General features: G+C 68.5%; 22 protein-coding genes. 14 read left to right on the forward strand and 8 right to left on the reverse strand.

Annotation, left to right across the window (positions count from 1 at the left end; all coding sequences use genetic code 11):
- Nucleotides 1–35: 35 nt before the first annotated feature.
- The 4 genes from AB0J62_RS33030 (at nucleotide 36) to AB0J62_RS33045 (ending at nucleotide 3,280) form a co-directional block, all read left to right on the forward strand.
- The gene (locus AB0J62_RS33030; RefSeq protein ID WP_238160211.1) at nucleotides 36–389 is read left to right on the forward strand and encodes a YciI family protein; all 354 of its coding nucleotides are present in this window, start codon (nucleotides 36–38) and stop codon (nucleotides 387–389) included.
- On the forward strand, nucleotides 386–1,621 hold the full coding sequence (locus tag AB0J62_RS33035; RefSeq protein ID WP_363879575.1) for a DUF6596 domain-containing protein: 1,236 nt from the start codon (nucleotides 386–388) through the stop codon (nucleotides 1,619–1,621). The genes AB0J62_RS33030 and AB0J62_RS33035 overlap by 4 nt, the downstream gene beginning before the upstream one ends.
- A gap of 36 nt (nucleotides 1,622–1,657) precedes the next feature.
- Nucleotides 1,658–2,290, forward strand: a complete 633-nt coding sequence (locus AB0J62_RS33040; protein ID WP_363879578.1) for a hypothetical protein — start codon at nucleotides 1,658–1,660, stop codon at nucleotides 2,288–2,290.
- Between the two features lie 672 nt (nucleotides 2,291–2,962).
- Nucleotides 2,963–3,280, forward strand: a complete 318-nt coding sequence (locus tag AB0J62_RS33045) for a MerR family transcriptional regulator (protein WP_363879581.1) — start codon at nucleotides 2,963–2,965, stop codon at nucleotides 3,278–3,280.
- Nucleotides 3,281–3,294: 14 nt separating this feature from the next.
- Here AB0J62_RS33045 and AB0J62_RS33050 read toward each other — a convergent pair whose 3' ends face one another.
- Both AB0J62_RS33050 and AB0J62_RS33055 read right to left on the reverse strand, forming a co-directional pair.
- Nucleotides 3,295–3,846: a DUF4240 domain-containing protein gene (locus AB0J62_RS33050; RefSeq protein WP_363879584.1), complete on the reverse strand. Its 552-nt coding sequence runs from the start codon at nucleotides 3,844–3,846 to the stop codon at nucleotides 3,295–3,297.
- A 40-nt stretch (nucleotides 3,847–3,886) separates the two neighbouring features.
- Nucleotides 3,887–4,690 (reverse strand): alpha/beta hydrolase, encoded by an 804-nt coding sequence (locus tag AB0J62_RS33055; RefSeq protein WP_363879587.1) that lies wholly within the window; start codon nucleotides 4,688–4,690, stop codon nucleotides 3,887–3,889.
- A gap of 77 nt (nucleotides 4,691–4,767) precedes the next feature.
- On the opposite strand from AB0J62_RS33055, the gene AB0J62_RS33060 reads away from it, so the two are divergent.
- On the forward strand, nucleotides 4,768–5,403 hold the full coding sequence (locus tag AB0J62_RS33060) for a TetR/AcrR family transcriptional regulator (RefSeq protein WP_363879590.1): 636 nt from the start codon (nucleotides 4,768–4,770) through the stop codon (nucleotides 5,401–5,403).
- Nucleotides 5,404–5,405: 2 nt separating this feature from the next.
- On the opposite strand, the gene AB0J62_RS33065 is transcribed toward AB0J62_RS33060, so the two are convergent.
- Both AB0J62_RS33065 and AB0J62_RS33070 read right to left on the reverse strand, forming a co-directional pair.
- Nucleotides 5,406–6,455, reverse strand: coding sequence for a lysylphosphatidylglycerol synthase transmembrane domain-containing protein (locus AB0J62_RS33065; protein WP_363879593.1), 1,050 nt, complete (start codon nucleotides 6,453–6,455; stop codon nucleotides 5,406–5,408).
- A 64-nt stretch (nucleotides 6,456–6,519) separates the two neighbouring features.
- Nucleotides 6,520–7,596 (reverse strand): LacI family DNA-binding transcriptional regulator, encoded by a 1,077-nt coding sequence (locus tag AB0J62_RS33070; protein WP_363879596.1) that lies wholly within the window; start codon nucleotides 7,594–7,596, stop codon nucleotides 6,520–6,522.
- A gap of 211 nt (nucleotides 7,597–7,807) precedes the next feature.
- On the opposite strand from AB0J62_RS33070, the gene AB0J62_RS33075 reads away from it, so the two are divergent.
- The 6 genes from AB0J62_RS33075 (at nucleotide 7,808) to AB0J62_RS33100 (ending at nucleotide 13,367) form a co-directional block, all read left to right on the forward strand.
- Nucleotides 7,808–8,140: an L-rhamnose mutarotase gene (locus AB0J62_RS33075; protein ID WP_363879599.1), complete on the forward strand. Its 333-nt coding sequence runs from the start codon at nucleotides 7,808–7,810 to the stop codon at nucleotides 8,138–8,140.
- A 15-nt stretch (nucleotides 8,141–8,155) separates the two neighbouring features.
- Entirely contained in the window at nucleotides 8,156–9,319 is a 1,164-nt protein-coding gene (gene rhaI, locus AB0J62_RS33080; protein WP_363879602.1) for an L-rhamnose isomerase, read from the forward strand.
- Nucleotides 9,316–11,355: a bifunctional aldolase/short-chain dehydrogenase gene (locus AB0J62_RS33085; protein ID WP_363879605.1), complete on the forward strand. Its 2,040-nt coding sequence runs from the start codon at nucleotides 9,316–9,318 to the stop codon at nucleotides 11,353–11,355. The genes rhaI and AB0J62_RS33085 overlap by 4 nt, the downstream gene beginning before the upstream one ends.
- 8 nt (nucleotides 11,356–11,363) lie before the next feature.
- A complete protein-coding gene (locus AB0J62_RS33090) occupies nucleotides 11,364–12,785 on the forward strand; it encodes a rhamnulokinase family protein (RefSeq protein ID WP_363879608.1) in 1,422 nt (473 codons plus the stop codon).
- Between the two features lie 5 nt (nucleotides 12,786–12,790).
- Nucleotides 12,791–13,033 (forward strand): helix-turn-helix domain-containing protein, encoded by a 243-nt coding sequence (locus AB0J62_RS33095; RefSeq protein WP_360369602.1) that lies wholly within the window; start codon nucleotides 12,791–12,793, stop codon nucleotides 13,031–13,033.
- Between the two features lie 67 nt (nucleotides 13,034–13,100).
- A complete protein-coding gene (locus AB0J62_RS33100) occupies nucleotides 13,101–13,367 on the forward strand; it encodes a hypothetical protein (RefSeq protein ID WP_363879613.1) in 267 nt (88 codons plus the stop codon).
- Here AB0J62_RS33100 and ilvA read toward each other — a convergent pair.
- The gene (gene ilvA / locus AB0J62_RS33105) at nucleotides 13,364–14,638 is read right to left on the reverse strand and encodes a threonine ammonia-lyase IlvA (protein ID WP_363879616.1); all 1,275 of its coding nucleotides are present in this window, start codon (nucleotides 14,636–14,638) and stop codon (nucleotides 13,364–13,366) included. The two genes, AB0J62_RS33100 and ilvA, sit on opposite strands and share 4 nt — an antisense overlap.
- Nucleotides 14,639–14,870: 232 nt before the next feature.
- On the opposite strand from ilvA, the gene AB0J62_RS33110 reads away from it, so the two are divergent.
- Complete coding sequence (locus AB0J62_RS33110) at nucleotides 14,871–15,737, forward strand: HIRAN domain-containing protein (RefSeq protein WP_130445689.1); 867 nt, start codon at nucleotides 14,871–14,873, stop codon at nucleotides 15,735–15,737.
- A 47-nt stretch (nucleotides 15,738–15,784) separates the two neighbouring features.
- On the opposite strand, the gene AB0J62_RS33115 is transcribed toward AB0J62_RS33110, so the two are convergent.
- Nucleotides 15,785–16,609 carry an NAD(P)H-binding protein gene (locus tag AB0J62_RS33115; RefSeq protein ID WP_363879621.1) on the reverse strand — a complete coding sequence of 275 codons (825 nt, stop codon included), beginning with the start codon at nucleotides 16,607–16,609 and terminating at the stop codon, nucleotides 15,785–15,787.
- 76 nt (nucleotides 16,610–16,685) lie between these two features.
- Here AB0J62_RS33115 and AB0J62_RS33120 point away from each other — a divergent pair, with 76 nt between their 5' ends.
- Together AB0J62_RS33120 and AB0J62_RS33125 are read left to right on the forward strand one after the other, a co-directional pair.
- A complete protein-coding gene (locus AB0J62_RS33120) occupies nucleotides 16,686–17,108 on the forward strand; it encodes a MarR family transcriptional regulator (RefSeq protein ID WP_363879624.1) in 423 nt (140 codons plus the stop codon).
- A 65-nt stretch (nucleotides 17,109–17,173) separates the two neighbouring features.
- On the forward strand, nucleotides 17,174–17,368 hold the full coding sequence (locus AB0J62_RS33125; protein WP_363879627.1) for a hypothetical protein: 195 nt from the start codon (nucleotides 17,174–17,176) through the stop codon (nucleotides 17,366–17,368).
- Here the strand turns inward: AB0J62_RS33125 and AB0J62_RS33130 are convergent.
- Both AB0J62_RS33130 and AB0J62_RS33135 read right to left on the reverse strand, forming a co-directional pair.
- A complete protein-coding gene (locus AB0J62_RS33130; RefSeq protein WP_363879630.1) occupies nucleotides 17,358–18,767 on the reverse strand; it encodes an FAD-binding oxidoreductase in 1,410 nt (469 codons plus the stop codon). The two genes, AB0J62_RS33125 and AB0J62_RS33130, sit on opposite strands and share 11 nt — an antisense overlap.
- Nucleotides 18,768–18,853: 86 nt before the next feature.
- Complete coding sequence (locus AB0J62_RS33135) at nucleotides 18,854–22,030, reverse strand: BTAD domain-containing putative transcriptional regulator (protein WP_363879633.1); 3,177 nt, start codon at nucleotides 22,028–22,030, stop codon at nucleotides 18,854–18,856.
- Between the last annotated feature and the right edge of the window lie 11 nt (nucleotides 22,031–22,041).

Raw genomic sequence — 22,041 nt, forward strand, 5'->3', positions numbered from 1 at the left:
CCTCCGCGAGGGACAGGATGGTGCCTGTGAAGTACATGCTGCTGATCTACAGCAACCCTGAGAGCTGGGCGAGCCTGTCCGCCGAGCAACGCGAGGGACTGACCACTGCGCACGAGACACTGACGCGCGAGCTGACCGAGCAAGGCCTCCTGGTCAGTGCGGCCGGTCTGGCCGACCCGATCACCACACGGACCGTGCAGGTGCGTGACGACACCACGACCACGACAGACGGCCCGTACGCCGAGGCCAAGGAGCACCTGGCCGGGTTCTACCTGGTGGAGTGCGACGACATCGACCAGGCGATCGGGTACGCGGCCCGGATGCCTGACGCGGAGTACGTCGCCGTGGAGGTGCGACCGGTGATGGATGCGTCTGGGTTGGAAATGTGACCGAGCGCAGCGACTTCGACCTTCTGCTCCGGGAGCAGGCGCCGCAGGTGCTGAGTGCGCTGGTCCGGCACTACGGGCACTTCGACCTGGCCGAAGAGGCGGTCCAGGAGGCTCTGCTTGCGGCCACGCAGCAGTGGCCGAGCGAGGGCGTGCCGGACAACCCGCGTGGTTGGCTGATCCGCGTCGGGTCGCGGCGGCTGACCGATCTGCTGCGCAGTGAGTCCGCGCGGCGGCGGCGGGAGGAGAACGCGGCCCAGCTCGCCGCTCCGGAGGAATTCGTTGCCTCAGGCCCGGAAATCGACGATCCGGGTGGCCGGGACGACACGCTGACGCTCTTGTTCCTCTGCTGTCACCCGGCGTTGTCGCCGGCGTCGCAGATCGCGCTGACGCTGCGTGCGGTCGGTGGTCTGACCACCGCGCAGATCGCGGCGGCGTTTTTGGTGCCGGAGGCAACGATGGCGCAGCGGATCAGCCGGGCGAAGCGGAGCATCAAGCAGGCAGGCAGTTCGTTCGAGATGCCGCCCGAGGCGGAGCGGGACGAGCGGATGGGCGCAGTACTGCATGTGCTCTATCTGATCTTCAACGAGGGCTACACCGCGTCCTCCGGTACGTCGTTGCACAGTGCGGAGCTGACCACTGAGGCGATCCGGCTGGTGCGTGGCGTGCGGAAGCTGCTGCCGGATGACGGCGAGGTCGCGGGGCTCTTGGCGCTGATGCTGCTCACTGACGCGCGTCGGCCGGCGCGGACGGGGCCCGACGGCTCACTGATTCCGTTGGCCGAGCAGGACCGGTCCAAGTGGAACAAGGCGACCATCGTCGAGGGCGAGGCGCTGGTGACCGATGCGCTGTCCCGGTCACAGCTAGGGCCGTACCAGGTGCAGGCCGCGATCGCTGCGGTGCATGACACGGCTGAGCGTGCTGAAGACACGGACTGGCGGCAGATCGTCGCGCTGTACGACGTACTCGAGCAGCTGGTCGACAACCCGATGGTGAAGCTCAACCACGCGGTCGCTGTCGCTATGGCAGTCGGTCCGAAGGAAGGGCTCGCCGTACTCGAGCCGCTCGAGGCGGACGACCGGATGAACCACCGGCTGGAGGCTGTACGCGCGCATCTGCTCGAGATGTCCGGTGACGCTGCTGCTGCGCGCGAGAGCTACCTGCTGGCGGCCCGTCGTACGACGAGTGTGCCGGAACGGAACTACCTGCAGTCGAAGGCGGACCGGTTAGCCTGAGGTGTGGATCTGACCAGAGCCTCACTCCTTCGGGAGATGCTGAGCAGTACTGAGCTGGGGACCCGGACGACCGAGTTCGGCTATGCACTGCGACGGTTCACGACCAGACGCAGTGGGCTCATGCTCTTCGGGCCGGTCGACGACGAGCCGTGGCACCTGACCGCCCATCTGGACGACGAGCTCCACCGGGCCGGCATCGAGGACGCCCGGCCGTCACTGGTCCGCTGGGCACCGCCCCCGGGCGCACCGCCGCACCTGGCGATCGGACTGGACCGGCTGCAGGACGCCGGTCGTGGTGAGTCGCTGCTGGTGGTCGCCGAGGACAATCCGGCCGACATGCTGCTGGAGCGCGTCAGCGACGTACGCCGACGCGGCACGACGATCTTCAGCATCGGCAACGGTGACAAGGAACTGATGTCGCTCAGCCACGAGACGCTCGTACCGGAATTGCTGGTGCCGGACGGGTTCGGGTGGCGGAGCCGGTCGCTCGGGTACGACCACGACGAGCCGCAGTCGGCGTTGACCGACGTCGAGCCGGAGACCGACGAAAGCTTCGAGATGGCGCAGCACCTGGTCAGCCTGGCCGCTGCCGACGAGGAGGCCGGCCGGTCCGGCTGGCGCCGCCGTCTCCGCACCGCCATCGAACGCCTGAGCGGCGAGCCTGCCTGAGGCCGGCCTGCACCTGCTGGCCGAAGCTCTCCTGCGTCGTCCCGAAAATCTATGGTGGCGAGATTAGACATTCGGTGGTGGGGTGTGTAATGTCCCTGGTGTTGACAGTGAAGAACATCGAAGCTGAGGCGGACAGCTACCGACCTGTCCAGAGTTGTTGCAGTAGGTAGGACGGCGGACTCCGCCGAGCCGATCAGTGAAGGGGCTCGGGTTTCACGCCAGGATCCGATGCGAGCTGGGGCCAGTGGTTGAGAAGGGTTCCAGGCTCGACGGATGCAGTTGCAGTTCTGTAGTTGCTGTTGCAGTTCGTAGTTGCAGTTCGTAGTTGCAGTTCGTAGTTGCAGTTCGTAGTTGTTGTTGCGGTTTGTAGTTGCAGTTGTAGTTCTAGTAGTTCGCGATACATGAAGGGTCAGGATCACGCCGTCGGATCGCCCGTCTGTGCCAGTACTTCGCTGGGCGGGTGCCGCGGTTACGTCAATGGGAGGTGGTCTTCGGTTACGCAAGCTGGTAATCCCGCAGGGTCAAGCTTCCAAGTGGCACGCTGCGGATCTGTAAGGGCCGGCCTCACGGCCGGTCGACGGTGACAATTCCAAACCCAGGGCCCCGGTGCTTCGGCACCGGGGCCCATCGACATGGAGGTGTGATGCCCCAAACCTGCACACGGAGACACTGATGAGTTCAACCCCGACCACCGGCCCGGCCAACTTCGACGACGAGGACTACCCGGCCTTCACGATGGGACGCGCCGCCGAGATGCTCGGCACCACCCCGGGCTTCCTGCGAAGCCTGGACGAGGCCAAGCTGATCACCCCGCAGCGTTCCGAGGGCGGCCACCGCCGCTACTCCCGCTACCAACTGCGCCTGGCTGCCCGCGCCCGCGAACTCGTCGACCAGGGCACCGCACTCGAGGCCGCCTGCCGGATCATCATCCTGGAGGACCAGCTCGCCGAAGCCCTCCGCATCAACGAAGAGATGCGCAACCAGGACTAGTTCCTGAAGACTGGTCAGGCTTCCAGGTAGAGGGCCGCAAGGCGGGGCAGGTGCGTTTCGAGATCGTCCGGATCGTCGAAGTCGATCTCCTCGCCGGCCGGTAGGTCCGGGGTGTCCGGGGCGTTCGCGTCGACGGCCTTCCAGTACGCCGCTTCGTCGCCGGTCACGTTCTTGTACGCGTGACTGCCGACGTGCAGCATCCCTTCGCCGTCGAACCCCTCGAAACCCTCCGGCCGGTCCTCGTCGACCACGTCCGCGAGCGAGTCCGGGCCCGCCAGTGCGGCGTCCCAGACCTCGCGCCCCTGGGCGATCAACCACCCGCGGAACGAATCGAACCCGTCCTCCGAAGCACCGGAGTTGATCAGGTACGCCGCCGCCCACAGGTCCCACCGGTACGACTCGACCAGCAATCGCGCGAGCTCGACGCCGAACCCCGCGATCTCCTCGGCCTCCGCCGCAGCCAGCACCTTGGTCAACGCGTCCGCAACGCCGTCCGGATCCGCCACGGTGTCATCCACCGAGGCGCGCGCATCCTCGACAAGACCCCAGAACCCATCCCTGTCCACCCCCAAACCATCTCACCCACCCAGGGTCCAACGGGAGGGGTCAGAGGCTGTGGGCGAAGGTCCGCAGTACCGGAGCCAGGGTGCTGGGGTCGGTGCTGTGGTTTTCGCCGGGGATGGCGTCGAGGGTGGCGGTGGGGAGATGGGCGGCTACGGCTTGGGCGCCGGATGACAGGGCGGGCCAGGTTTTGTCGCCGTGGAGGACGAGGACGGGGAGTTTTACCGCGGACCAGCGGTCGTCGGGGAGGGGTTTGCCGGACATGGTGGTGCCCATGATGCGGCCGTCGTAGGCGATGGTGTGGGCGATCTCTTCGACCGGAGCCCAGTACGGGGACTGCTTCATGCCGGCGACGGCTTCTGCGGGGAGGCCCGCGGCGGCGGTCATGAAGAGTTCTGCGGCCTTGTCGCGGCGGCCCTCGGCGACGAAGGCGTCCAGTTGCTCGACGTAGTCGGACGGCAGGGGCGGCCGCACGTCGTCGACAACGACGGGCGGCTCGAAGAGGACGAGGCCGGCGATCGGGAGACCGGCTGCGGCGGCGTCCAGGGCCAGAAGGGCGCCGGAGGACCAGCCGAAAAGGATGGCCGGCTGGCCGGCGTCCTCGATCAGGGCCGCGATGTCCTCGATCTCCCGCTCGATCGCGTACGGCGCGGTGTCGGTGCTCTGGCCACGGCCGCGCCGGTCGTACACGTACGTCCGGAACTCGTCGCTCAGCAGCTGCCCGACCTGCGCGTTCGCCGGGTTGACGGCGCGGTGCGCGGTGGCTCCGTCGATCAGGATCAGCGGCCGGCCCTCGCCGTACGCGTCGAAAGCGATCGTGGTGCCGTCGGTCGATGTCACGGTGCTCATGGTCTTCTCCTCACGTGGCAGGGAACTAGACCGTACAGTACTCGTCAGAGAACTGGACTGTCTAGTATGATTTCCGCATGGAGCAAGTAGAGATCGAAGGACGGACGCCCCGCAAACGCCGCGCGATCCTGGCTGCCGCGACCACGGCCTTCCTCCAGCACGGCTATCTCGGCGCGAGCATGGACGAGGTCGCCGCGAACGCCGGCGTCTCCAAACAGACCGTCTACAAGCAGTTCGAGAACAAGGAACGCCTGTTCGCCGAGATCGTCCTCGGCACCAGCGACCAGCTGATGGACGGCCTGCTCCAGGCGTACGTCGACACCCTCGACGGAGCCGCCGACGCCCGCGAGGCCCTACGAGCGCTGGCCCATCGGCTGCTCCAGAACCTCACCGCCGACAGCGTGCTGCAGCTACGCCGGCTGGTGATCGCGGAAGCCGACCGCTTCCCGGAGGTGTGTGGCGCGTGGTTCAACCAGGGCTTCGAGCAGTCGCTGGTCGCGCTCGGTGAGGCGCTGACGAGGCTGAGCGATCGCGGTCTGCTGAAGGAGCTCGACGACCCGACCCTGGCGGCGTACCAGTTCGCCGGCCTCGTCATGTACAAGCCGATGAACCGCGCCATGTTCGCGGGAACCCGTCAGCGCCCCAAGCCCGGCGAGCTGGACAAGCTGGCCGACCAGGCGGCGGACGTCTTCCTCGCGGCCTACGGCGCCTGAACCTAGCCGTCGTCAGTTCTCGACGGCCTGGTGACATGCAGATGGATCCGCCAGCCCGCCCACGCCAGCAGGCCCACCGGGATCGGTAACCAGAAGGACGCCAGCCGGTACAGAAGCGTCCCGATGAGTGCGGCGTCCGGGCTGATTCCGATCAGGACGAGAAGTGCGGTGAGGCCGGCGTCGACGAAACCGAGGCCACCCGGCGTGATCGGGATCATCGCGAGCGCCTGGGCGACGACATAGGCCAGCAGCACCATCGAAGGGCGAGCGTGCACATCGAGCGCCGCCAGCGCGGCCACGAGGGCGGCGTAGTCGAACATGCGGTTCGCCGCTGCCGCCAAGGCCGCGGCCCACCAGCGGCCCTCGAACGCGGCAGCTACCCGGGCCCGCTGGGCGACCAGCAGCGCGGCGCAACTCTCGGCTGTCACGCTGCGCCTGACGACGTGGATGACATGTCCGGCCCCGCGACCGACCAGCACCACGAACCGGGGCCAGGTGAGCGCGGCCACTCCGAGACCGACGATCAGGACCGCCATGATCAGCGAGACCAGGAGGCCGAGCTCGAGTTGCCGGGCCGGCGGTGGACCGATCAGTACGGCGGGGATGGTCAGGATTGGCAACAGCAGCAGCACGCCGGTCGTGATCAGGCCGATCGCGGTCACGGCGGAGGCGACGACCGCGGCCGGTTGGCCTCCGGTGATCAAGAGCCTGCCTTGGAGGACGCTTCCGGTCGCGGCGCCACCGGGAAGGATCTTGCTGGCGGCGTTCCCGGCCAGCTGCGCCGTGGCAATCGTTCCCCACCCGGGCGGCTGCTGATCTCCACCGTGCTGGGCCAGGGCCAGCCTGGCGAGCCACCACAGCGCGGCGAAGCTGCAGCCCTCGAGCAGCACCAGGACCGGGAACCACCAGGGATCAATGTCCGCGAGGCGTGGCCAGGTTCCGAAGAGTGACAGCATGCTCGGCGCCACGATGTACAGGCCGACTCCGGTGATCGCCAGGCCGACAGCGCGGCCGCCCCAGCGCCGCACCAAACCCCCGCCAGCGACGCGCATGACTCACCTCGCCCAGAGACCCCTCGCCCCCGCCACCATAGCGCGACGCCTTGCGGCCTCGGGGCTAGAGAGTCCCGCGGGTGGACGTGCGAACCACCAGCTCAGGCGTGAAGGTGACGCGCTGGTGCTCGTGGTCCGGGTTCGACGACTCGTCCAGCAACAACTCCGCCGCGGTCCGGCCGAGCAGCTGGCGCGGCTGACGCACCGACGTCAGCGGTACGGCGGCTGCCTCGGCGAACTCGATGTCGTCGTACCCGACGATCGCGAGATCCTCCGGAACGCGCAGCCCGAGACTCACGCATTGTTGCAGCAAACCCAACGCCAGCAGGTCGTTCGCACAGAAGGCGGCAGTCGGTCGCCGGTCCGCAGGCAGGCCGGCGAGTCGTTGCCCTGCGCCCCTGCCCTCGGCGACGGTGAGTGCGCCGGTGGTCAGTTCGATCAGATCCGCCGCGGGCTTCCCGGCCGTCCGCAGCGCGCGGCGAGCGCCCTCGCGGCGGTCGACGACCTGGCCGATCGTGTTCGGACCGCCGACGTACGCGATCCGCTCGTGGCCGAGCTCGAGCAGATGCGAGATCGCGAGCTCGCCGCCGAGGATGTCGTTGACCGCCACCGAGCAGTGCTCGGCCTCGTCTAGGGCGCGGTCGACGACCACGACCGGCGTACCGCGGGAGGGCAGTTTGCGCAGGCGGGACGAGTTCTGGTCGATGGGCGTGATCAGGATGCCTTGCACGCGTTGCTGTTCCAGCAGGTCGAGGTACGCCGCCTCGCGGTCTGCGTCCTCGCTGCTGGTGCAGAGGAACACGGACAACCCGGCCGCTTGAGCCGCCTCCTCGACGCCCTTCGCGACGTCGGTGAAGAACGGGTTGCCGGCGTCGAGCATCAGGTAGGCGAGGATCCGGCTGGAGCCCGCGCGCAACTGCCGGGCCGACTCGTTCCGGACGAAGCCGAGCGATGCCATCGCCGACTCGACCTTCGCGCGGGTCAGTGGGCTGACCACCTCGGGCCGGTTCAGGACGTTGGAAACAGTCCCCAGTGAAACGCCGGCCGCCGCGGCGACGGCTTTCACGCCGGCGGCGTGCGGCTTCGGGGTCCGGCGCCGCCTGGGCCGCTCAGGCAGGGTTTCCGCATCGTCCACAGACACGAGAACCTCCCTGCGCACTTGAAACGTGTTAGCTGCCGAAGAATACCCGCTCCGTGCAGATTCTCCGCGGCGGCAGTCCGGGATCGGCCGCGAAAGATGGGCAGGCACTTGACGGCCACCGGCCACCACGCTTAGCGTCATGGGACGCTGTTGAAACCTTTCATCCAGATAAATTTGCACAGCTCCCGCCCGCTCAGACACAGGTGCCGCCGTGAATCGTTACTGCTTCTGCCTGCAGGTCCGGCCGGACCGGTTGGCCGAGTACGTCGACCGCCACCGCAACGTCTGGCCCGACATGCAGGCCGCGCTGCGGGACTCCGGGTGGCACAACTACTCGCTGTTCCTCCGCGACGACGGTCTGCTGATCGGGTACGTCGAGGCCGAGGACCTGGACGCCGCCCAGAAGGCGATGGCGGCCACCGAGGTCAACACGCGCTGGCAGTCGGAGATGACCGAATTCTTCAGTGGGATCGACGGGCGGCCGCCGGACGAGTCGTTCCTCCTGCTTCCCGAGATCTTCCACCTGACTGCACTGGATTCCTGAAAGAGGGGCTGACCCATGACGACCGATGCCGTGAAGGCCGCGCTGAGCCGCCAGGAGATCGAGCTGCCCTCGTGGGCGTTCGGCAACTCCGGCACCCGGTTCAAGGTGTTCGCCCAGCCCGGCGTACCGCGCTCGCCGGAGGAGAAGATCGCCGACGCGGCCGTCGTTCACCGGTACACGGGGGTCGCGCCGAGCGTCGCGCTGCACATTCCGTGGGACAAGGTCGACGACTACGCGGCGCTCGCGGCGTACGCGAAGGAGCAGGGCGTCCGGCTCGGCGCGATCAACAGCAACGTCTTCCAGGACGACGACTACAAGCTCGGCAGCGTGACGAACCCGGATCCCGCGGTACGCCGCAAGGCCACCGACCACCTGCTCGAATGCGTCGACATCATGGACGCGACCGGGTCACGCGACCTGAAGCTGTGGTTCTCCGACGGCACGAACTACCCGGGTCAGGACGACATCCAGGACCGGCAGGACCGGCTCGCCACCGCGTTGAAACAGGTGTACGACCGGCTCGGCGACGACCAGCGGATGCTGCTCGAGTACAAGCTCTTCGAGCCGGCCTTCTACACCACCGACGTGCCGGACTGGGGTACGTCGTACGCGCACTGTCTCGAGCTGGGGCCGAAGGCAACGGTCTGTATCGACACCGGGCACCACGCGCCGGGGACGAACATCGAGTTCATCGTCGCGTTCCTGCTGCGGACCAAGAAGCTCGGCGCGTTCGACTTCAACAGCCGGTTCTACGCCGACGACGACCTGATGGTCGGGGCGGCGGACCCGTTCCAGCTGTTCCGGATCATGAACGAGATCGTCCGCGGCGACGCGCTCGACCCGGAGCGCGGGATCGCGTTCATGCTCGACCAGTGCCACAACATCGAGGAGAAGATCCCCGCGATCATCCGCTCGGTGATGAACGTGCAGGAGGCGACCGCCAAGGCGCTGCTGGTCGACCGCGACGTACTGCGGAAGGCCCAGCAGGAAGGCGACGTACTGGGTGCGAACGCCGCGCTGATGGATGCCTACAACACCGACGTCCGCCCGCTGCTCGCCGAGCTGCGTGAGTCGCAGGGGCTGGACCCGGACCCGGTCGCGGCGTACAAGCGCAGCGGCTACTTCGAGCAGATCACCAAGGACCGCGTCGGCGGTCAGCAGGCCGGATGGGGAGCATGAGAGTGAGCGACACCGCGGCCGAGCTCGTTGCGCGGAGCAACCGACTGGGTGCCGATCCTCGCAACACCAACTACGCCGGCGGCAACACGTCGGCGAAGGGTACTGCGACAGATCCGGTCACGCAGAACCCCGTGGACCTGTTGTGGGTCAAGGGATCCGGCGGCGATCTCGGCACGCTGACCGAGAAGGGTCTCGCCGTCCTGCGGCTCGACCGGCTGAAGGCTCTGGTCGACACCTATCCGGGCGTCGACCGCGAGGACGAGATGGTCGCCGCGTTCGACTACTGCCTGCACGGGAAGGGCGGCGCGGCGCCGTCGATCGACACTGCGATGCACGGGCTGGTCGACGCCCCGCATGTCGACCACGTGCACCCGGACTCCGGCATCGCGCTGGCGACCGCGGCGGACGGCGAGAAGCTGACGGCTGAGTGTTTCGGCGACCGGGTGGTGTGGGTGCCGTGGCGGCGGCCCGGTTTCCAGCTCGGACTGGACATCGCGGCGGTCAAGCGGGAGAACCCTGCCGCTATCGGCTGCGTGCTCGGCGGCCACGGCATCACTGCGTGGGGCAACACGTCCGAGGAGTGCGAGGCCAACTCGCTGGAGATCATCCGCACCGCGGAACGCTTCCTCGCCGAGAACGGCAAGACCGAGCCGTTCGGTGCGGTTGTCGAAGGCTTCGAGGCGCTGCCGGCCGACGAACGCCGGGCGCGTGCCGCCGCGCTGGCCCCGGTGATCCGTGGGCTGGCGTCGACCGACAAGCCACAGGTCGGACACTTCAACGACTCCGACGTCGTGCTCGAGTTCACCGCCCGGGAGAGGCTGGCTGAGCTGGCCGCTCTCGGCACTTCCTGCCCGGACCACTTCCTGCGGACCAAGGTGCGTCCGATGGTGCTGGACCTGCCGGCTACCGCGCCGCTCGAGGACGCGGTCGCGCGGCTCCGCGAACTCCACGCGGCCTATCGCGAGGACTACGCGGCTTACTACAACAGGCATGCGGACGCGGACAGCCCGCCGATGCGGGGCGCCGATCCGGCGATCGTGCTCGTGCCCGGTGTCGGCATGTTCAGCTTCGGGAAGGACAAGCAGACGGCGCGGGTGGCCGGCGAGTTCTACGTGAACGCGATCAACGTGATGCGCGGCGCCGAGGCGGTGTCGACGTACGCGCCGATCGATGAGCGGGAGAAGTTCCGGATCGAGTACTGGGCGCTGGAGGAGGCGAAGCTGCAGCGGATGCCGAAGCCCAAGCCGCTCGCGACCCGGGTCGCGTTGGTGACCGGTGGTGGGTCGGGGATCGGCAAGGCGATCGCTCAACGGCTCGCTGCCGAGGGTGCCTGTGTCGTCGTCGCGGACCTGGACCTGGCGGCCGCCGAGGCGGTCGCGAAAGAGCTGGGTTCGTCCGACGTGGCCGTTGCCGTGGGCGCCGATGTGTCGTCGGCGGAGGCGGTCGAGGCTGCGCTGCGGGACGCGGTACTGGCGTTCTGTGGGGTGGACCTGATCGTCAACAATGCCGGCCTTTCCATCTCGAAGTCGTTGCTGGAGACAACGGAACGCGACTGGGACCTGCAGCACGACGTGATGGCGAAGGGCTCGTTCCTGGTGTCGCGGGCGGCCGCGAAGGTGCTGATCGACCAGGGGATGGGCGGCGACATCATCTACATCTCCAGCAAGAACTCGGTCTTCGCCGGCCCGAACAACGTCGCGTACGGCGCGGCGAAGGCGGACCAGGCCCACCAGGTCCGGCTGCTCGCGGCCGAGCTCGGCGAGCACGGGATCCGCGTCAACGGCGTGAACCCCGACGGCGTCGTCCGCGGTTCGGGGATCTTCGCCGGCGGCTGGGGTGCCCAGCGGGCCGCGGTGTACGGCGTACCGGAGTCGGAGCTCGGTGCGTTCTATGCGCAGCGGACTCTGCTGAAGCGTGAGGTCCTGCCGGAGAACGTCGCTGCCGCGGTGTTCGCGCTGACCGGTGGCGACCTCACCCACACAACCGGGCTGCACGTGCCTGTCGACGCCGGCGTGGCAGCCGCCTTCCTGCGGTAGGCGCTGCCATGAAGCGTGTCGCGGCGGTGGATCTGGGGGCATCGAGCGGTCGGGTGATGCTCGGCGAGGTCGGCGCGCACGTCCTCGAGCTGCGCGAGGTGCACCGGTTCTGGAACGGGCCGGTGCGGGTCCACGGCCGGCTGCACTGGGACATCCTGCAGCTGTACCGCTCGACACTGGACGGCCTGCGTACGGCGGGCGCACTCGACGGGATCGGGATCGACTCGTGGGCGGTCGACTACGGACTGCTCGACGCCGACGGCCGCCTGCTCCGCAACCCGGTCCACTACCGCGATTCGCGCACCGACGGCGTGATGGAGCGTGTACTGGAGAAGGTGCCGGCCGCGGATCTGTACGCCGTGACCGGTCTCCAGCAACTGCCCTTCAACACGATCTACCAGCTGACTACCGAGGCGCTCGAGGGCGCAACGAGTCTGCTGATGATTCCCGACCTGCTCGGGTATTGGCTGACCGGGGAGATCGGGGTGGAACGGACCAACGCCTCGACCACGCAGCTCTTCGACGTCCGTTCGCGGGACTGGAGCGACGAGCTGATCTCGCGGGTCGGTCTTCCGCGCCGGGTGTTTCCCCAGCTGCGCGAGCCGGGGGATGTGATTGGCAATGCGCTGCCCGACGAGACCGGCCTGGCGCCAGGGATCCCGGTGATTGCGGTGGGGTCGCACGACACGGCTTCGTCTGTGGTCGCGGTGCCTGCTGCGGATGAGCGGTTCGCCTACATCTCGTCCGGGACCTGGTCGCTCGTCGGGCTCGAGCTGGACGGGCCCGTCCTGACCGATGCGGCGCGCGAGGCCAACTTCACCAACGAAGGTGGGGTCGACGGGCGGATCCGGTTCCTGCGGAACGTCATGGGCCTGTGGATCCTCCAGGAATGCCAGCGGGTCTGGGGCGACGACGACCTGGACGGGCTCCTGCGGGAAGCTGGCACATCCCCGCCGTTCACCACCCTCATAGATCCGGACGCGCAAGAATTCCTTGCCCCGGGCAACATGCCGAAGAGGATCGAGGAGCACTGTCGCGCGACCGGCCAGGAGCCGCCGCGGAGCAGGGGTGCGACGGTGCGCTGCATCCTGGAGAGCCTCGCGCTGGCCTACCGGCGTACCTTGCGAGCGGCGCAGTCGATCGCCGGCCGCGAGGTCGACGTACTGCATGTCATCGGTGGCGGCTCCCAGAACGAACTGCTCTGCCAATTGACCGCCGACGCGTGCGGACTGCCTGTCCTGGCCGGCCCGGTCGAGGCATCCGCGCTCGGCAACGTACTTGTCCAAGCTCGCGCGCTGGGCGAGCCTCTGCCGGACCTGGCCGCCATGCGCGCGCTGGTCCGCTCCACCCATCGCCTGCGGACCTACACCCCGCAGGGCAAACCGGCCGACTGGGACGCCGCCGAGTCCCGGATGTTCGGAACCAGGTGATCTGTATGACCGTCCTCCCCCAAGAACTCCGACCGCTCGCGCGACGGGTGCCGCCGCGTGAGATCAGCCACGATGATCTGCAACTTCTCCGTCTGCTCGCCACCGGACTGCCGGTCGACGCGGTCGCGCGCCGGCTCGACCTGTCCGAGCGGACCGTTCGCCGCCGTACCCGCTTGGTCTGCGACCGCCTCGGCTTCAGCACCGCGATCGAGGCGATCGTCTGGGCAGCCCGCCGCGGCCTGGTCTGAGATACGGCGTTAAGCCGCGCCCGGCCCGGGTACCGGGTCGTTCTGATCATCGAGCTGAGGAGGAGCGATGAGCGGAATGACCATCGTCTGGATCGTCGTCGCAGTCGCCGCGCTGGTGATCGTGGTTGGCCTGATCGCCGGGGCGGTGTCGAAGACATCCAAACGCCGGGCCGAGGCGCGGCCGCCGTCGACCGACGGACCGCCGTCAGCCAACGAGACCGAACGCAGCGAGTCGCACGGGCGCCATCACCGGACCCAGAACCTCTGGCCCGAGGGCTCCGACGACGGCAGTCACCCGCGCGACCCACGACGTTCGAAACACACCAAGCATTAGATCAAGTACCTGAATTCGGGGGAGTTCGGGTTGATCCGTTCGATATCGAGGGGAGCGGCCTCCATCCGGGCCAGGAGCCCGGGGAGGTCGTCGCGGTTGCTGATCTCGATGCCGACCAGCGCGACACCGGTCTCGCGGTTGTTGCGCTTCACGTACTCGAACAGCGTGATGTCGTCGTCCGGACCGAGCGCGCCGTCGAGGAACGTGCGCAGGGCGCCGGGCTCCTGCGGGAACGTCACCAGGAAGTAGTGCTTCAGGCCCTCGTGCACCAGCGAGCGTTCGAGGATCTCACCGTACCGGCTGACGTCGTTGTTGCCGCCGGAGAGCAGGCAGACGACGGTCTCACCGGGCCGTACGTCGAGGCCGTTGCCGAAGGCACTTGTCGACAAAGCGCCCGCGGGCTCGGCGATCAAGCCGTCGGCCTGGTACAGCTCGAGCATCTCCGAGCACACCAGTCCCTCGGGGACCGACATGAGCTCCACCCCGGCCTGTCGCACCAACGGCAGGGTCACGTCACCGACCCGGCGTACGGCGGCGCCGTCGACGAAGCTGTCGAGATGCGGCAGCGCCACCGGTTCGCCGGCCTCGAAGGCCGCCGCCATGCTCGCCGCGCCCGCCGGCTCGACCCCGACGATACGTACGCCGGGATGTCGCTCCGCGATCCACGTTGCAACCCCTGCGACCAGACCGCCACCACCGACCGGAACCACGAGTACGTCGGGAGCGTGGCCGAGCTGATCGACCAGCTCGACGGCCACGGTCCCCTGCCCTGCAACGGTTCGCGGATCGTCGAACGCCGGCACCATCGTTGCCCCGGTCGCCTGACCTTCGGCGAGAGCGGCGGCCGCCGCGTCGTCGTACGTGTCGCCGGTGACGATGACCTTGATCTGCTTGCCGCCGAGGGCCGCGATCCGGTCCCGCTTCTGCCGCGGCGTCGTCCGCGGTACGAACACTTTGCCCTGGACACCGAGGATGTGGCACGAATACGCCAGCCCCTGGCCATGGTTGCCAGCGCTCGCGCAGACCACGCCGGCCGCCTTCGCGGTGTCGTCGAGTTGGGCGATCAGGTTGTACGCGCCGCGCAGCTTGTAGGAACGGCCGATCTGCAGGTCCTCCCGCTTCAGCCAGACCTGCGCGCCGGTGCGCTCCGACAGGCGGAGGTTGCGTTGCAACGGTGTGCGCACGGCGACACCGTCCAAACGGTCCACCGCCGCCTCGATCGCTGCCGCGTCAACGGCGGTCGATCGAGCGACTGAACTACTGCCCTGCATGGCGTTCCTTCCCGTGCATGTGCACGATCTTCGCCGATTCGCTCGCTGCACAAGACGATCCGCGTCCACAGTCCGGACCGGCGCATACCCTTTGCGCATCAGACTCTTGCACCATGCGTGAAACGGCTCTTCACTGGGCAGTCTAGTTTTCATACGCTCACTCGGTGTAACGACCAGGCCCCTGGAACAGATGAGCCGAGTAAAGCCGGTCAGTGAGGACTGGAGGGCAAGAATGGAACTGATTCCGTTCAGTCTGTGGGGAGACGCCCTGTGGTGTGGTCAGGAGGTCGTGCGGGAGGCTCCGCACGAGCAGGCGATCCGTAGCCTGTTTCCCGATCCCATCCCAGCGCGTGGCGCAGATCTGGACACCGAGGCGGACCTCGTCCCGGAACCGCACAACCGTTTCGACCCGCGGTCGATCGCCGTCCGGGTGCAGGGCAAGGTTGTCGGCTATCTGCCGAGGGACGACGCGCACCGGTACCACCCGGTGCTGTCAGAACTGGTGGCCCAAGGCCTGCAACCGCAGGTCCCGTGTCACCTGTGGGTCAGCGAGTGGGAGCCGGCGGACTGGGACGGCAAGGGCGCCCAGGGCACCGAGTTCCACGCCAGTGTCGCGGTCGCCCTAGGGCAGCCGCACATGCTCGTGCCGGTGAACCTGCCCCCGCCAGGCAGTTTTCACCTGCTACCGCCCGGCAGCGGCATCGTCGTACCGGGCAGCGAGGTGCATCCCGACGTACTGGCGCCGTTCTTCCGGGCGGAAGGCGAGTGCTGGGTGTACGCCACCATGCACGCGGTCGAGGAGGAGGACGGTATCCAGGACCGGCACCGGATCGTGGTCGAGATCCGGCTCGACGACGAACCCGTCGGCCGGCTCAGTCCACGGCTGAGCGCCGAGTTCCTGCCCGCGATCCACTACCTCGCCGACATGCGTGCCGAGACCGCCGCACGTGTCGCCGTCCGCGGCGACCGCACCGCATCGGAGGTGATCCTCTACGCGGCGCGGAGTCATGACCTCCCGGCTACCTGGCCGGACGGGCTGGCCCGCTCCCCAGTCGCTTCTCCGCAATGGCACTACTGGGCAACCAAGGAAGCCAACTAGGCGGCTGCGCAGTACTGACCATGCCTCACCAGGCCGGTACTGCGGAGCTACTTGAACAACCGCACATTGTCGCCGCACCAGGCCGCGAACGTTCGTGGTTCGCGCCTGGTGAGGCGGCGTACGGCGTCTGTGCGTAGGCCGATCGTGTCGGCGCGCATCAGCTTGAGCCCCTCGACGATCGCGGCCGCCAGGTCCGGCGGCGCGCCGTCGGGGTAGCGGAAGCGGACGGCCTCTTCGGGGGTCTCGATCGGGCGTACGTCGAGCGAGCGGCCGATCGCGTCTCCGAGGATCGCGACCTGCTCGGCGAGCGTGAACGCTTCGGGCCCGGTCAGTGTGTACTCCTGCTTCTCGTGCCCTTCCTCGGTGAGAACGGTCGCCGCGACAGCCGCGATGTCCGCCGGATCGATCGGCGCGGAGCGGCCCGGGCCGATCGGGTCGAGTACGTAGCCGCCGGTGCGGATCGTCGGCAGCCAGTCCACCGCGTTCGTCATGAAGCCGGTCGGTCGGAGGAAGGTTGCCGGGATCCCCGAGTTGCGGATGAGCTGCTCGCGCTCGTGATGCCAGTGGCCCATGGCGGGGGTCGGATCGCCGAGCACGGCGTACGACGAGAGGTAGACGAGCTGCCGTACGCCGGCCTCGCGGGCTGCGCCGACGACGTTCACGGTGTGGTCGAGGCCTGTGCCGGGGACGAGCAGGAACACCTTGTCGACGCCGCGCAGGTCGAGCGGTCCGCCGAGATCGCCGATCTGTTGCTCGGCAGGTAGATCCGGGCGCGCGCTGCGGACCAGGGCGCGGAAGTCGGCGCCGCGAGCATTGAGCTCGTCGACGAGCCCGCGACCGATGTGCCCGGTGGCGCCGGTGATGAGTAGCATGGCAGACTCCTTTACCGGTTAACGATTCTTGAAGAACGTTAACCGGTAAACGATCTGATCGTCAAGGAGTGCGTCGATGCCCGAGTTCCTCGAGTTGCACAGCAAGACGTCCAAGCTGCTGCGCGCCGCGGCGGACGCCGCCGTACAATGCCATGGGCTGCGGCTCGGGCAGGATCATCTACTCGCGGCGTTGTGGGCCCAGGACGGTCGTACGCCGGGCGAGATCGCCGCCGCGGTCAACGTGACCACACCCGCCGTCACCAAACTCGCCACCCGTCTCGCGGACTCGGGCCTGCTCGAACGCCGACCGGACCCACACGACAACCGTCTGGTCCGCCTCTGGCTGACCCCGGCCGGTCGGGCCTTGCAGGAGCCGATCGAGGCCGAACGGCAGGCCCTCGAGGACCGGATCACCGCGACCCTCACTCAGGCCGAACGCGCCCACCTGATCAAGGCCCTGACGAAGATCCAGCAGGTGCTGGTGTCAGATCTCGCGTGAGCCCGGCCGCGTACGCTGGGCGTATGGCCAAGGCGCCGGAGTGCCCGGTTTGTGGGGAGCGAGGAGTGCCGATTCTGTACGGCCTCCCGACCCGCGTCGCCCGGGAGGCGGCGGCCGCGGGCAAGGTCCGCCTGTTCGGTTGCGTCGTACCGGCCGACCCGGATCAGTGGACCTGCCCGCAAGCGCACACCTGGAAGGCCGATGACGGCGACGTGCTGATCGCCGCCATCGACGCTGCCATCCAGGACACTAGGCGCTAGCCGGCCGGATGTTCTGGTTGAGGTGGAACAGGTTCGTCGGGTCGTAGGTGTTCTTGACCCTCACGAGCCGTTCGTAGGTCGCCGCCGGGTAGGACGCCCGGACGATGTCCTCGTTGGTCTCACCGGTGAAGTTCACGTACGACGCCGCGCTCGGCCCGAGCGAACTCCCGGCCGAGCGGGCCCACTCGACGGCCGCGTCGTACCCGGCCGCGTCCTCGCTGCGGGCGACGACGTTGAGGATGTACTCGCGGTCGCGGGTGCCGAACGCAGTCGCGTCGGCCGGCACCCGACCCATGGCACCACCGAGGTGGTGGACGTGGAGCTCCGACAGGCCGTTCGGTACTGCGGCGTGCGCCGCGACGAGCGCGTCGACGGTCGTCGGACCGAGGTCGGCGAAGAACGCTGAACGGAAGTAGTTCCGCAGACCGCGTGGGAACAGCGGATCGAGCAGCGTCTGCATCGCGTTGTACGGCATCGGTCCGAACAGATCGGCGACGACCGGTGCGAGTTCGCGGAACGGCCGGGTCGCGGCGTCGCCCGCGTCCGGCTGCCCGGACCACATTCCCAGTACGGCGACGATCGGCTTGCCGTGAACCTCTTCCGGCAGGAACGGCAACGGCGGTGCGGTGGTGAGGTTGATCGCCAGCGACAGGTCGTCCGGCGCCGAGGCAGCCGCGGTACCGAAGCCACGCAGTACGTCGGCAGCACGATCGCCCGGGTAGAAGACGAGTCCCGCGAAGACCGTCGGACCGACCTCGTAGGCCTTGAACTCGAAGGACGTGACGACACCGAAGTTGCCGCCGCCGCCCCGCAATGCCCAGAGCAGCTCGGGGTTCTCGGTCTCACTCGTGTGCAGGTACTGACCGTCCGCGGTGACGATGTCGGCCCCGATGAGGTTGTCGCAGGCCAGGCCTGCCTTACGGACGAGCCAGCCGATCCCGCCGCCGAGTGTGAAGCCGGCGACGCCGGTCGACGACACCAGACCGCCGGTGACGGCCAGCCCGAAGGCCTGCGCTTCGGCGTCCACGTCTCCCCACGTGCAACCGCCCTGCGCCACGATCTGCCGTCGATCGGGATCGATCCGGACCGAGTTCATCGGCGACAGGTCGATCACGATGCCGCCGTCGGTGGTCGAGAAACCGGGGATGCTGTGACCGCCGCCCCGGACGGCCAACGTCAACCCCTCGCTCCGGGCGAACTCCACGGCCCGGATGACGTCGGCCACCCCCTTGCACCGGACGATCAGCGCCGGCCGCTTGTCGTGCGCTGCGTTCCAGATCGACCGCGCATCGTCGTACGACGGGTCGGCCGGGCGGATCAGCTCGCCACGAAGTCCTTCGGCAAGTTCACCGAGGGTGGCCTCCCCGAGCGTGTCCTGCCGCGCTTGCGTCGTTGTCATTTCCACTCCCGATTCGTTCCAGCCAGGACGTTTCCTGGCCTGACAACGACATTAGGAAGGACTTCTTCGCAATCGCTTAGCGTGACTTAGCGGCCCATGAGCAGCGCGGCGCGCGGCGTGCCGATGCCGCAACCCAGGCGGGTGAAGATCTCCAACGCCGCCGGACCGTGCCTGGCGACCACCTCAGTGTCACCGTCCTCGACGGCGAGCTCGGCGGCGAGCAGCCGGGTCCATGCCTCGAGTCGCAGATAGCCCTGCGGGTGAAAGGCTTCGACCGCCTGTTCGGTCAGGATCCGTGCGGTACGACGCTCGCCGGCGTACAACTCGACGACTGCCAGATTCAGCAGCGCGCCGCCTGCTGCGGGCGCATCGTCAACCGCCTCGCCGCGATCGAGGGCCGCGCGCGTGAGCCGTCGCCCTGTCCCGGGATCGCCGGCCGCCGCCGCGAGCAGACCGAGATTGGCGAGCGTCAGGCTCTCGCCGCGGCGATCTCCCAGCTGCTCCCGGATCCGGAGCGCCTCGCGCAGGTGCTTCTCGGCCAGACCGAACAGTCCCTGGTCGCGTTCGATGCAGCCGAGATGGTTGAGGGCATGGCCGAGCCCGGACGCGTCGTCGATCCCGGTGAAGGTGTCCACGGACCGCCGTACGGCGTCCTGTGCGGCGTCGAGGGTTCTCGTCAGGCGGTGGGCGTCGGCCAGGCCGGACAGCGCGTAGCCGGCGCCTTGGACGGCGCCGACCCGTCGACCGATCAGGAAGGTCTCCTCGAACACAGGGACCCACCAGCCGTCGATCGGTACCAGCGGCAGGCACATCGTGACGGCGGGGAAGAACCGGGGCGTGTTCGGATCGATCTGCCCGAGCCGGCGGAGGCATTCTTCGAAGCGTTCCTGCGCGAGTTCGGCGTCCTCGCGGAACAGGGCCGCCATCGCGACCAGGCTTTGTGCGGCCGCGGCGAGGGGCTCCACTCCGAGGGAGTCGGCCGCCGCGAGCGAGTCCAGCCCGGTCTGCTCGATCTCGTCGAGATCGCCGCTCCCGAGCAGCAGCGTGCCGCGCAGTATCCGGGTGGAGACCAGGTCGACCTGGTCTCCGGACTGATAGGCAACCGCGACTGCCTCGTCGCCGAGTCGGGGGAGCCGGTCGGCCAGCCCGCTCCGGGCGAGCAGGATCGACAGCGCGAAGATGGCACGGGCCCGCTCGCGCGACGGTTCGACGGCGACGTCGAGAACGCGCTCGAGCCAGCCCGCACCTTCGGAGAAGTGCCCTCGCGCCAACCAGTACGGCGAGAGGCTGAGCCCGAGCAGCAAGGCCCGCTCGTGATCGTGGCGGAGCGCCCAGGTGAGTGCGGCGCGGAGGTTGTCGTGGTCGGCGTCGAGCAACTGAGGACGTTCGACGACGACGCCGGCCCGCTCGGGATCCTCGTCGGCCGCCAACTCCAGGAAGTGTCTGCAGTGCGCCGCCTCCATCGGTGCGGCCTCGTGCGCCGCGACGAGACGCTCACGCGCGAACTGGCGAATGGTCTCCAGGAGTCTGTAGCGGGAACGCTGCCCGTCGTGGTCGACCAAGAGCAGCGACTTGTCGACCAGACGACCGAGGATGTCCAGAACATCTGAGCTGGGCAGGCGTTCGTCGGCGCACACCTGCTCGGCGGACCGGAGCGAGAAACTGCCGGCGAAGACCGCGAGCCTGCGCAGCAGGACCTGCTCGTCGTCCGACAGCAAGGCATGACTCCACTCGAGGGTCGCTCGCAGCGTCGCGTGGCGGGTGACCTCACCGGGACGGCCGAGCAAGGAGAGTGCTTCGCCCAGACGTGCGGCGATCTCTGCAGCCTCCAGGTGAGAGGCACGCGCGGCGGCCAGCTCCAGGGCGAGCGGAATGCCGTCGAGGCAGCGACAGATCTCTACGACGGCGGCGGCGTTGGTGGCGTCGAGGACGAAGCCGGGCCGGACGTCCTGGGCTCGGTCCACGAACAGCCTTACCGACGAGAGCGTGCGGAGCCGGTCCAGTGCATCCGTTGGCTCGGGCAGCTCGAGAGACGGTACGCGGAACGTCACCTCGCCCGGAGCGTGCAGGGGTTCGCGGCTGGTCGCGAGCAGGCTGACGCCGGGGCAGCTCCGTCGTACTGCGCTTGCTAGACCGGCGCAGGCGGCGAGGAGATGCTCGCAGTTGTCGAGCACCAGCAGGAGATTGCGCGGCGCCAGGCGGGTGATCAGGGTGCGTGTCGAGTCCGAGCCGGCTGCAGGCTCGAGGCCCAGTGCGGCCGCGACGCTGTCGGCTACGAGGTGCGGATCGGCCACCGGTACGAGGTCGGCGATCCACACGCCATCGGCGTACGAGTCGACGAGTCGGCGTGCGGCCTCCTCCGCCAAGCGGGTCTTGCCGGCACCGCCGACGCCGGTAAGGGTGACCAGGCGGCCCTGCTCCATCAGGCGATGGACGTCCGCGATCTCGCGCTCACGGCCGACGAAACTCGTCAACGCCGGCGCGAGGTTGTGCCTCGGCTGCTTGTCGACGGTGACGGTGCCGGTGCCGGTGCCGGTCAGCAGTTCTTGGTACACGCGTTGGGTATCCGGGTCGGGATCGGTGCCGTACGCCGTCCGCAGGTCGCTTCTCAGGCGTTCGTACTGCGCCAACGCTTCCGACGAACGGCCCGTGGCCGCGAGCCGTCGCATCAGGCTGCGGACGCCGTGTTCGTGCAGCGGATCGATGGCGAGTGCGCGCGTCAGGGCGTCGAGCGCCTCGGCCTCATGTCCATCCGCCGCGGCTGCGTCCGCGAAGTCGACCAGAAGGTTGCCGAAGGTCGCGCGGAGCTCCTCGCGCGGCCGGACGGCCCAGTCCTCGAACCTGTCCTCCGGCAGCAGATCGCCTGCGTATGCGGCCACTGCGGCCCGGAGGTCGGCCAGATCACCACTAGTTCGACCCAGCGCGGCCAGCCGTTCGAACGTCCGTACGTCGACGTCGACGAGCCCGTCCGCGAGCAGTACGACGAAGTCGTCGCGCAGCTCCAGCAGGCCGTTGCTCGGCTCGTCACCCGCGAGCGCCCTCCGTCCGACATGCAGGGCTTGATGGAGGTTGTTGACCGCAGACGTCGACGGCCGGTCCGGCCAGAGCGCCTCGAGCAGTACGTCGCGATGCAGCCGCTGATCGCGCGTCAACGCGAGCAGCTTGACCAGCGTCCGTGCCTTGCGCAGCCGCCACACCGTCGGATCGACGGATCGCCCCCCGCGATCGACAGCGAAACCACCGAGCAGTTGGATCCGCACCATCACCCTCCCCC

This window comes from Kribbella sp. NPDC049584 (assembly GCF_040675555.1).
Lineage (GTDB): Bacteria > Actinomycetota > Actinomycetes > Propionibacteriales > Kribbellaceae > Kribbella.

What these genes read in the sequence shown, in the direction of transcription:
- AB0J62_RS33030 (WP_238160211.1), top strand. Translation starts at nt 36, where the DNA reads ATGCTGCTGATCTACAGCAACCCTGAGAGCTGGGCGAGCCTGTCCGCC.
- AB0J62_RS33090 (WP_363879608.1), top strand. Translation starts at nt 11,364, where the DNA reads ATGAAGCGTGTCGCGGCGGTGGATCTGGGGGCATCGAGCGGTCGGGTG.
- AB0J62_RS33120 (WP_363879624.1), top strand. Translation starts at nt 16,686, where the DNA reads ATGCCCGAGTTCCTCGAGTTGCACAGCAAGACGTCCAAGCTGCTGCGC.
- AB0J62_RS33115 (WP_363879621.1), bottom strand. Translation starts at nt 16,609, where the DNA reads ATGCTACTCATCACCGGCGCCACCGGGCACATCGGTCGCGGGCTCGTC.
- AB0J62_RS33040 (WP_363879578.1), top strand. Translation starts at nt 1,658, where the DNA reads ATGCTGAGCAGTACTGAGCTGGGGACCCGGACGACCGAGTTCGGCTAT.
- AB0J62_RS33060 (WP_363879590.1), top strand. Translation starts at nt 4,768, where the DNA reads ATGGAGCAAGTAGAGATCGAAGGACGGACGCCCCGCAAACGCCGCGCG.
- rhaI (WP_363879602.1), top strand. Translation starts at nt 8,156, where the DNA reads ATGACGACCGATGCCGTGAAGGCCGCGCTGAGCCGCCAGGAGATCGAG.
- AB0J62_RS33055 (WP_363879587.1), bottom strand. Translation starts at nt 4,690, where the DNA reads ATGAGCACCGTGACATCGACCGACGGCACCACGATCGCTTTCGACGCG.
- AB0J62_RS33130 (WP_363879630.1), bottom strand. Translation starts at nt 18,767, where the DNA reads ATGACAACGACGCAAGCGCGGCAGGACACGCTCGGGGAGGCCACCCTC.
- AB0J62_RS33100 (WP_363879613.1), top strand. Translation starts at nt 13,101, where the DNA reads ATGAGCGGAATGACCATCGTCTGGATCGTCGTCGCAGTCGCCGCGCTG.
- AB0J62_RS33045 (WP_363879581.1), top strand. Translation starts at nt 2,963, where the DNA reads ATGAGTTCAACCCCGACCACCGGCCCGGCCAACTTCGACGACGAGGAC.
- AB0J62_RS33095 (WP_360369602.1), top strand. Translation starts at nt 12,791, where the DNA reads ATGACCGTCCTCCCCCAAGAACTCCGACCGCTCGCGCGACGGGTGCCG.
- AB0J62_RS33110 (WP_130445689.1), top strand. Translation starts at nt 14,871, where the DNA reads ATGGAACTGATTCCGTTCAGTCTGTGGGGAGACGCCCTGTGGTGTGGT.
- ilvA (WP_363879616.1), bottom strand. Translation starts at nt 14,638, where the DNA reads ATGCAGGGCAGTAGTTCAGTCGCTCGATCGACCGCCGTTGACGCGGCA.
- AB0J62_RS33065 (WP_363879593.1), bottom strand. Translation starts at nt 6,455, where the DNA reads ATGCGCGTCGCTGGCGGGGGTTTGGTGCGGCGCTGGGGCGGCCGCGCT.
- AB0J62_RS33135 (WP_363879633.1), bottom strand. Translation starts at nt 22,030, where the DNA reads ATGGTGCGGATCCAACTGCTCGGTGGTTTCGCTGTCGATCGCGGGGGG.
- AB0J62_RS33085 (WP_363879605.1), top strand. Translation starts at nt 9,316, where the DNA reads ATGAGAGTGAGCGACACCGCGGCCGAGCTCGTTGCGCGGAGCAACCGA.